Annotated in this window: 8 protein-coding genes, 1 tRNA gene and 1 other RNA gene; 3 read left to right on the top strand and 7 right to left on the bottom strand. The window is 66.7% G+C overall.

Features of this window, described 5'->3' with window-relative positions:
- The 7 genes from ELR45_RS13740 to ffs form a co-directional block, all read right to left on the bottom strand.
- Positions 1-948 (bottom strand): aspartate-semialdehyde dehydrogenase (locus ELR45_RS13740; protein WP_240759691.1); only part of this gene is annotated, 948 nt, incomplete at its 3' end.
- Positions 945-2,222 (bottom strand): aspartate kinase, encoded by a 1,278-nt coding sequence (locus ELR45_RS13745; protein ID WP_129666878.1) that lies wholly within the window; start codon positions 2,220-2,222, stop codon positions 945-947. The genes ELR45_RS13740 and ELR45_RS13745, both read right to left, overlap by 4 nt.
- Positions 2,223-2,315: 93 nt before the next feature.
- Positions 2,316-2,915, bottom strand: a complete 600-nt coding sequence (locus ELR45_RS13750; RefSeq protein ID WP_129666880.1) for a DUF5063 domain-containing protein — start codon at positions 2,913-2,915, stop codon at positions 2,316-2,318.
- The gene (gene recR / locus ELR45_RS13755; RefSeq protein WP_129666882.1) at positions 2,908-3,507 is read right to left on the bottom strand and encodes a recombination mediator RecR; all 600 of its coding nucleotides are present in this window, start codon (positions 3,505-3,507) and stop codon (positions 2,908-2,910) included. Before recR ends, ELR45_RS13750 begins: the two co-directional genes overlap by 8 nt.
- Positions 3,508-3,533: 26 nt before the next feature.
- Positions 3,534-3,974 (bottom strand): YbaB/EbfC family nucleoid-associated protein, encoded by a 441-nt coding sequence (locus ELR45_RS13760; protein WP_129666884.1) that lies wholly within the window; start codon positions 3,972-3,974, stop codon positions 3,534-3,536.
- 102 nt (positions 3,975-4,076) lie between these two features.
- Positions 4,077-6,314, bottom strand: coding sequence for a DNA polymerase III subunit gamma and tau (locus ELR45_RS13765; RefSeq protein ID WP_129666886.1), 2,238 nt, complete (start codon positions 6,312-6,314; stop codon positions 4,077-4,079).
- A gap of 63 nt (positions 6,315-6,377) precedes the next feature.
- Positions 6,378-6,475: signal recognition particle sRNA small type (gene ffs, locus ELR45_RS13770), an RNA gene on the bottom strand.
- Between the two features lie 158 nt (positions 6,476-6,633).
- Here ffs and ELR45_RS13775 point away from each other — a divergent pair.
- The 3 genes from ELR45_RS13775 to ELR45_RS37810 all read left to right on the top strand — a co-directional run.
- Positions 6,634-6,721: transfer RNA gene (locus tag ELR45_RS13775), tRNA-Ser, on the top strand.
- A 424-nt stretch (positions 6,722-7,145) separates the two neighbouring features.
- Positions 7,146-8,438 carry an ABC transporter substrate-binding protein gene (locus ELR45_RS13780; RefSeq protein WP_129666888.1) on the top strand — a complete coding sequence of 431 codons (1,293 nt, stop codon included), beginning with the start codon at positions 7,146-7,148 and terminating at the stop codon, positions 8,436-8,438.
- Positions 8,439-8,536: 98 nt separating this feature from the next.
- Positions 8,537-8,977 (top strand): carbohydrate ABC transporter permease (locus tag ELR45_RS37810; RefSeq protein WP_205856567.1); only part of this gene is annotated, 441 nt, incomplete at its 3' end.

The following is an 8,977-nucleotide window of genomic DNA, read 5'->3' on the forward strand; positions in this document are numbered from 1 at the left end:
GCGCCGGATCCGTCCCACCCAGGTCGGGTCGGTTCCGACGACGTCGGCTGGGGTGGGGAACTCGCCACGGGCCGGGTCGTCGTACAGCACGACGCCGGGAGCGTCCCGCAAGATCTCTCGCGCGGCATCGGCCGTGACTTCACGCTCGAAGGTGGCCTGCATGGCGACCGAGTGGGTGGTGACGACGGGGACTCGCACGCAGGTCGCGGCGACCGCGAGCCCAGGAAGCTCGAGAATCTTGCGAGACTCGTTGCGGATCTTGAGCTCCTCCGAGCTCCAGCCGTCGTCCTTGAGCGATCCGGCCCATGGCACCACGTTCATGGCCAGCGGAGCGGGGAACGGCCCGAGGTCGTCGCCGACCACCCGGCGGACGTCGCCTGGTTGCGATCCGATGTCCCGGTTGCCCGCCACCTTGCTGAGCTGGTCGTGCAGCGTGTCGATGCCGTCTTGGCCGGCACCGGAGGCGGCCTGGTACGACGAAGCGAACAGGCGGGTGAGCTCGAGTTCCGCGTGTAGCGCCCCCAGCACGACGATCATGGACAGCGTCGTGCAGTTGGGGTTGGCGATGATGCCCTTCGGCCGGTTGCGCGCCGCGCGGGCGTTGACCTCGGGGACTACCAGGGGCACGTCCGGGTCCATTCGGAACGAGCCGGAGTTGTCCACGGCGATCGCTCCGCGCTCCGCGGCGATCGGCGCCCACTCGGCGGAGACCTCGTCGGGCACGTCGAACATCGCGACATCGACACCGTCGAACACTTCCGGGGCCAGCGCCTGGACCTCGACTTCTTCGCCGCGGACCGGAAGCTTGCGCCCGGCCGAGCGGGCCGAGGCGACGAGCCGGATCTCACCCCAGACGTTCTGCCGGGTGGACAGGATCTGGCGCATCACCGTACCGACCGCCCCGGTGGCACCGACGATGGCCAGCGAGGGGAGGTCTTTGTCTGTCATCGGCCTGTACCTCCGTAGACGACTGCCTCGACCTCCTCCGTGTCGAGGTCGAAGGCCCGGTGTAGGGCCCCCACAGCAGTGTCCACGTCTTCGCCACGAACTACAACAGAAATACGAATTTCGGACGTAGAGATCATCTCTATGTTCACGCCGGCTTCCGCGAGCGAGCCGAAGAACCTCGCGCTCACGCCGGGGTGACTTCGCATGCCCGCTCCGATCAAGGACACCTTGCCTACCCCGTCGTCATAGCGCAGGGCTTCGAAGCCGACTCGCGCCTGGACCGCGGTGAGTGCTTCCATACCGGCCGGGCCGTCCGTTGCGGGCAGCGTGAACGAGATGTCGGTGCGGTTGGTGTCGGCCGCGGAGACGTTCTGCACGATCATGTCGATGTTGACGCCGGCCTCGGCGATCGCGTGGAAGATCGTGGCTGCCTCACCGACCTTGTCGGGCACGCCGACGACAGTGATCTTCGCCTCACTGCGATCGTGTGCGACACCGGAAATGATCGGCTGCTCCATATTGATGAGGTCACTTCCTTCGGTCTCGTCAGACACCCAGGTGCCGTCCAGCGTGGAGAAGCTGGAGCGTACGTGGATGGGGATGCCATAACGGCGGGCGTACTCCACACAGCGCAGGTGCAAGACCTTCGTGCCGCACGCGGCCATCTCGAGCGTTTCCTCGTAGCTGATCCGAGGGAGCCTGCGGGCGGCGGGGACTATCCGTGGATCGGCTGTGAAGATGCCGTCGACGTCGGTGTAGATCTCGCAGACATCGGCGTTGAGCGCAGCCGCCAAGGCTACCGCTGTGGTGTCCGATCCGCCCCGGCCGAGTGTGGTGATGTCTTTGCTGTCCTGGCTGACACCCTGGAAGCCGGCCACGATGGCGATCGCGCCGCCGTCGAGTACTTGCCGGATCCGGCCCGGCGTGACGTCGATGATGCGCGCCTTGCCATGCATCGAGTCGGTGATGACCCCGGCCTGGCTACCCGTGAAGGAGCGCGCCTCGTGTCCGAGGTCGCTGATGGCCATGGCCAGGACGGCCATGGAGATCCGCTCGCCGGCGGTCAGCAACATGTCGAGCTCTCTCCCGGACGGAACCGGGGAGACCTCTTTGGCTAGGTCGAGCAGCTCATCCGTCGTGTCTCCCATCGCGGAGACGACTACCACGACCTCATGGCCGGCCTTCTTGGTATCGACAATGCGCCGCGCCACTCGTTTGACGGCCGCGGCATCGGAGACGGAAGATCCGCCGTACTTCTGGACGACCAGGCCCACGGCGTACTCCTTGCGCTAAACGTGTCTCGTGCCCTGGCAGTCTATTCGAGGAGCGGCCACATTCGGCAGTTGTCCAGATCGCGGAACAACGTCTCAGTTATCGACTTCGGACAACAGGGACTGTTCCTCGGCCTGGCTGGGGTCATTGTGTTCCCGGTCGAGACGGGTGTGCGCGATGAGGGAGTGCAACGCTCGCAGGACCGCGCCGCAGCTGGATCCCCATGACGAGAGGTAGGAGAACTGCCACCACCACAGCGCCTCGACGGTTCTGCCCTCGCGGAAATGTGACAGTCCGTGCAGCAGATCGGCGACGATGCTCGCGAGGTCATCGGAAAGGTGGAACGCGATGACACCTCGGTCCGGCTCGACCGGATCCACCACCTCGACATACGTGTCGATCGGATCGAGGAGCTTGGCGAGCCGCTCACGCAGTTCGTCGACGTCGGCGTCCGGCCCGGTGTCCGGTTCGAAACGTTCCTGCGGCACGATGTCGCTGATCGCTCCGAGCCTGCCACCGGCCAACGAAAGCTGGCTGACTTCCAGGAGCAGCAGGGACAGCGTGCTGGCCGGGTCATCGCCGCGAGCGATCTCCTTGACGGCCAGCAGGAAGCTCTCGATCTGGTCCGCGATCTCCGCCCCGAACTCGGCGTACTCGTCGGCGGGACCGCGTGCGGTGGTCGCGTCGTCAGACATCTAGCAGTCTCCTACCCTCGAATGCACGGCCAAGAGTGACCTCATCGGCGTATTCGAGGTCACCGCCCACCGGCAGTCCACTAGCCAAGCGTGTCACATTCAATCCCATCGGCTTCACGAGACGGGCAAGATACGTCGCCGTGGCCTCACCTTCGAGGTTGGGATCGGTCGCGATGATCAGTTCCGTGATATTGCCGTCAGCGAGCCGGGTCATCAGCTCCTTGACGCGGAGCTCATCCGGGCCGATGCCTTCGATGGGGCTGATCGCACCGCCGAGTACGTGGTAACGGCCACGGAACTCACGGGTCCGCTCGATCGCCACGACGTCTTTGGACTCCTCGACCACGCAGACGGTCGACGGATCTCGCCGAGGATCGCGGCAGATCTGGCACTGCTCGTCTTCCGCGACATTGCCGCAGACGGTGCAGAACCGCACCTTCTCCTTGACCTCGGTGAGAGCGGCGGTCAGCCGGCGGACGTCCTCCGGATCGGCAGCGAGGATATGAAACGCGATCCGCTGGGCGCTCTTGGGGCCGACACCGGGAAGCCTCCCCAACTCGTCGATGAGGCCTTGAATCGCGCCTTCGTACATGTCTGTGTCCCTGGACTAGCCGGTCCCTACCCGCGCGAACCGGGCGGGGTGTCGTCGTCTGGCTCGTCGTCCTCATCTTCCGGCGAGCTCAACTCCTGTGGGGCACCACTCAGCAGGCCTTCGATCCCGCCGGAGCCGCCGAGCAGCCCCTCGACGCCGGAATTGATCGAGCCGAGCTGCTCGGTAGCCATCCGCTGAATCTCGGCGTGTGCGTCACGGACCGCGGCGACCACAAGGTCCGAGAGCGTCTCGGTGTCATCCGGATCCACCACGGACGGGTCGATCTGCAGGCCGGTCAGCTCGCCACCGCCGGTCATCGTGGCCCGGACCAGGCCACCACCGGCGGAACCGGTGACCTCGCTGTCGGCGAGATCTTGCTGGGCGGACATCAGCTCCGCTTGCATACGCTGGGCCTGCTGTAGCAGCTGGCCCATGTCGATACCTTCCGAACCACCGGGAGGAAACATGGCGGGGACTCCTTGATACGGGCGACGTCGAACGGTTCGAGCCTACGGCACGTGCCTGACGTCGTGGGACCGCCGTAGACGCGGTCATGACGTCAGAGGTTCTTAAGACTCGGAGATCACCGTAGCGCCCAGCGTACGGGCGAGCAGCTCCTGCTCGGTCTCGCCCGAGTTGTCCAGGTCGTCATCGTCGAAATCGACGCCGTCATCGGTGACCTCATGGGAGCCGGACGGCTGGCCGGGCGTCTGCGGTGGCTCGGCACCGGAGGCGCCCGCCGCTCGCTGCTGGATCGCCGCCCTGGCCGCTGCGGCTCCGCGAGGGGGTGAGGCCACGTCACCCGCTTGCCCGGTGTCGTCGCCACCTCCCGTGCCGTCGCCGTCCTGCGGCGCTGCAGCGGAAGCCTGTTCTTCAGGCGGGGCGGTGGCCTGACGATCAGTGCCGCCGTCGGCGGCCTGGGGGCCGGAGGGCTGTTGCGCGGGCGTGGTGGTCCCGGAGGATGCCGGGTGTGCGGGGGCAGGCTGCTGCGGCGTGCGGCCGGTTCCCTGGCCCGGCGCCTTGGCGCCTGCGGACATGCCGCCGTGGCCCGCAGCGGCGGCCGCCGGATCCACCGACGGGTCGACGATGGCCTCGATCCGCACGTCGATGAAGAGCACTTCCTTGATCGCCTGGCGGACGAATTGCTGGAAGTCGTCACGACGGCTGAAGGTGTCGCGAAGTGTCGGTTGCCTGAAAGCGAGCGTGAGCACACCGTCCGACACCTCGGTGACGACCGACTCCTGAGAGATCAGGCTCCACGGAGTCCGCTTGATCTCGCGGAGCCGAGCGAGCACCTCGGGCCACATGCGTCGCACGTCCGCTACACCAGTACCTCCGCCGGTGGCGGGACCGGCCGTGGCAGTGGACCCGGCACCGGCAGGCTCCGGCTCCGTCGGTGGAGGCGGTTCGGCCGGCGGCACCGGTTCCCTGGGCGGCGGTGGTTCTCTCGGCGGGACCGGCTCGGCCGGCGGCGGTGGTTCGGCCGGCGGGATCGGTTCGTTGGGTCGCGAGGGCTCCACCGGTGGCACCGGCTCACTGGGAGCGGGTACCGGTGTGGGCTGCGTCGCCACCGGTTGTGCGGGTCCGGGCTGCGCTGACATGGGCTGCGTTGACACCGGCACCGCAGACACCGGTTCTGCAGCGCCCGCGAGGCGGCGCTCGAGACGGTCAAGCCGGGCTTGGACGCCTGAGGTGGTGTCATCCGCTCCGGGCAGCAGCAACCGCGCACACACCAGCTCCAGCTGGAGACGTGTGGGCGTGGCTCCCTTCATCGCCGTGATGCCCTCGTCCACGATGTTGGCCAGCCGGATCAGGTCGAAGGCGCCGAACTGGGAAGCCTGGGTCGTCATCCGCTCGGCCTGGTCTTCGGCCGCGTCGATCAGGCCACGGCCCGCCGCCTCAGGAGCAGCACGGACGACGACGAGGTCTCGAAAGCGCTCCAGAAGGTCGGTGAGGAACCGGCGCGGATCATGCCCGGAGTCCATGACGCGGTCGACGGCAGCGAAGACCGACGAGCCGTCATGGCTGGCGATGGCGTCCACGACTTCGTCGAGAAGCGCCGCATCGGTGAAGCCGAGGAGTTCGACCGCGAGCTGGTAGGTGACGCCGTCCTCGCCGGCGCCGGCGATCAGCTGTCCGAGTACCGACTGGGAGTCTCGGGCGGAGCCGGCGCCTGCCCTGGCGACGAGCGCGAGAGCGCCCGGCTCGATGGACACACCCTCCTGCTCACAGATCCAGGCCATGTTCTGTTGGAGCGTCTTGTTGGGGATAAGCCGGAACGGATAGTGGTGGGTCCGTGAACGGATGGTGCCGAGAATCTTGTCCGGCGCCGTGGTGGCGAAGATGAACATCAGGTGGGCGGGGGGCTCTTCGATGAGTTTGAGCAGGGCGTTGGCCGCGCCTGGACCGAGTTGGTGCGCCTCATCGATGACGTAGATCTTGAACCTTGATGACACGGGCGCGAAGTGCGCCTTCTCGCGGAGCTCACGGGCGTCGTCCACCAGGCCGTGAGTGGCCGCGTCGAGTTCGACCACGTCCACGCTTCCCGCCCCGTTGGGCGCGAGATTCTCGCATGACTGGCACGTACCGCATGGGTGCGCCGTCGGGCCCTGCTCGCAGTTGAGGGAGCGGGCCAGGATCCGTGCCGACGAGGTCTTGCCACATCCGCGCGGGCCGGAGAAGAGATAGGCGTGGTGGATGCGGTCATTGTCCAGCGCACGCATGAGCGGCACCGTGACGTGTTCCTGCCCGACCACGTCGGCGAACTGCCCTGGCCGGTATGTGCGGTACAACGCGAGGGACGACACTCTGCGAACCATAGTCCTCTCGACCGGGGCCGTGCATCCGCCGCCGTAAGAGCCTTGGAGACGAAAAAGGACCCCCCGCGCACCCGGCAGAGCCCACTTACCCTTGCTGCCTTCCGGCCCTGGGGGAGTTCGGCAGGAATACCGCCGCACGGGGGGTCGGCGACCAGTGTACCCGGATCCTGGCGCAGATCCATCCACCCTCCGCTCGCTGTCACGCGGCGTGGGCGCCGAGCCGGCTGACCTGCTCCACCGCACCTCAGGCCGGCTCAGGGCCAGCCTGATTTCAACATGGGCCGGGTTGTCCGTTACGCTCTTCGACGGAGGATTCGCCTAGTGGCCTAGGGCGCACGCTTGGAAAGCGTGTTGGGAGCAATCCCTCAGGGGTTCGAATCCCCTATCCTCCGCCACCCTTGACCAGGGTAGACGCCGGGCGAAGCTCGATCCGGCCAGGCCCCGGCGCCTGTCTGGGCTCATTTCGTCCCGTCGCCGTCCGCCTCGGCAGACCGACCGTGGGAGAGCGGCACTTCTAGGATCTCGTCGTTCCGCGGAATATGGCGACCATCTTGTCGAGGCATTGATCTAGCCCGGCCTGGGAGATCTGCGCGGCTTCTGAGGTCGTGTAGCCGTATTCGTCACCGTCATCTCCGTCCGCGTACGTGTCCGACCCGGCCAGGAGTCGCGTCAATGAAGTGTCAACGTCGCCTGGATAGGCGTTAACGATCCGCAAATATCTGCGGGAAGGGCACGCCGATCGTCGTCGCCGTCGATACGCTCCCTGGGCACACGACCGGGATGGCCGTGTGTCATGACGCCGTGCAAGGAGGCAACGAGATGCGTCGTATGTCGTGGTTGGGTGGTGTCGCCGCAGTCGCGCTCATTCTCACCGCCTGTGGTGATGACAATGATGATGAGACCGCCGAAGGCTCCGGTGGTTCTGAAGGAGGATCCGGCGAGGTCGAGGTCTTCACCTGGTGGACCGAAGGCGGAGAGAAAGCCGGGTTGGACGGCTTGGTCTCGGTCTTCGGCGAACAGTGTGCGGACTTCGAGTTCGTCAACGGCGCCGTCGCGGGAGGTGCAGGTTCCAACGCCAAGCAGGTGCTCGCGTCGCGGTTGCAGACCGGAGAACCACCCGACACGTTTCAGGCCCACGCGGGTGGTGAGCTGCTCGACTACATCAACGCCAATCAGCTAGAGGATCTCAGCGGCCTCTACGACGAGTGGGGACTGACGGAGAACATCTCGGAGAACCTCCTCGACGCCATCACGGTGGACGGCGCGATCTACTCGGTACCGGCCAATATCCACCGGGCGAATGTCGTATGGGCCAACCCCACGGTCCTCGAGGATGCTGGGCTTCCCATCCAGGCGCCGGCGTCGGTCGACGACTGGCTGGCGGACATGCAGGCGCTGCGCGACGCCGGGGTGGATGCGCCGCTGGCGATCGCGACCGACTGGACGCAGACGATGCTTCTGGAGGCTGTGCTGATCGCGGAGCTCGGGCCTGAGGCGTACAGCGGGCTGTACGACGGTGGTACCGACTGGTCGTCGGCTGAGGTCACGGCCGCTCTGGAGAAGTTCGGCGAGTTGATGTCGTTCACCAACGAAGACCGGGCCGGCTTGGACTGGCCGGACGCGGCCAACAAGGTGACCGATGGGGATGCCGCCTATACCCTGATGGGCGACTGGACCGCGGGCAAGTTCGACGAGGACGGCCTGACGCTGGACCAGGACTACGTGTGGTGGCCGTCGCCCGGCACCGACGGTGTCTTCCAGTGGTTGGCCGACTCCTTCGTCCTGCCCGTCGGGGCACCGAACCGTGCCGGGACCGAGTGCTGGCTGGACGTGGTCGGCAGCACCGATGGCCAGCGCGAGTTCAACACGGTCAAGGGGTCCATCCCGGCCCGGACCGACGCTGATCCGGCCGAGTACGGCCCCTACTCGCAGGCCGCCATCGAGGACTGGGCGTCCGACGACCTCGCGCCGTCGCTGGCGCACGGCTCGGCCGCCCCGGTCTCCTTGATCGACGCGGTGAACAGCGCTGTCGGACAGTTCGGCACCGGCGGCGACATCGGAGGTCTGCAAGACCAGCTCGTGGCCGCGGCCGAGTCGGCTACGGCCCAGTAAGACCGGGACGTCGTCTCAAGTGACAGCCAGGCGGCCCGGGCCAGGGTGACCACTGGCCCGGGCCGCCTGGCTTCCATGAGTCCGGAAAGGGCATGCGTGTGAGAACCCGTATCAGGAACTGGGGCCCTGGCCTGCTTCTTGTCGCTCCGTCGATCGTCATCATCGCCATCTTCGTGTATGTGCTGATCGGCGCGACGGTCAACGAGTCACTGAGCGACCGGCATACCGCGGCGCCGGCCGAGAACTATGTCGGCTTGGAGAACTACACCAACCTGTTCGAGGACGACCGGTTCACGCATTCACTGCGCAACCTCGCGATCATGACCGTGGTGTTCGTCGGCGGGACGCTCTTCCTCGGGATCCTGTGGGCCTTCCTGCTGGAGAAGGGGGTGCGAGGTGAGGGGATCTTCCGCTCGGTCTACCTGTTCCCGATGGCGGTGTCCTTTGTGGCCTCCGGCGTGGTGTGGCGGTGGCTGCTCAACAGCTCTCAAGGCGAGGGTGCGGGAGGCCTGAACGCGCTGTTCGGGATGGTGGGGCTG

The organism is Phytoactinopolyspora endophytica, from assembly GCF_004138495.1.
Classification (GTDB): Bacteria; Actinomycetota; Actinomycetes; order Jiangellales; family Jiangellaceae; genus Phytoactinopolyspora; species Phytoactinopolyspora endophytica.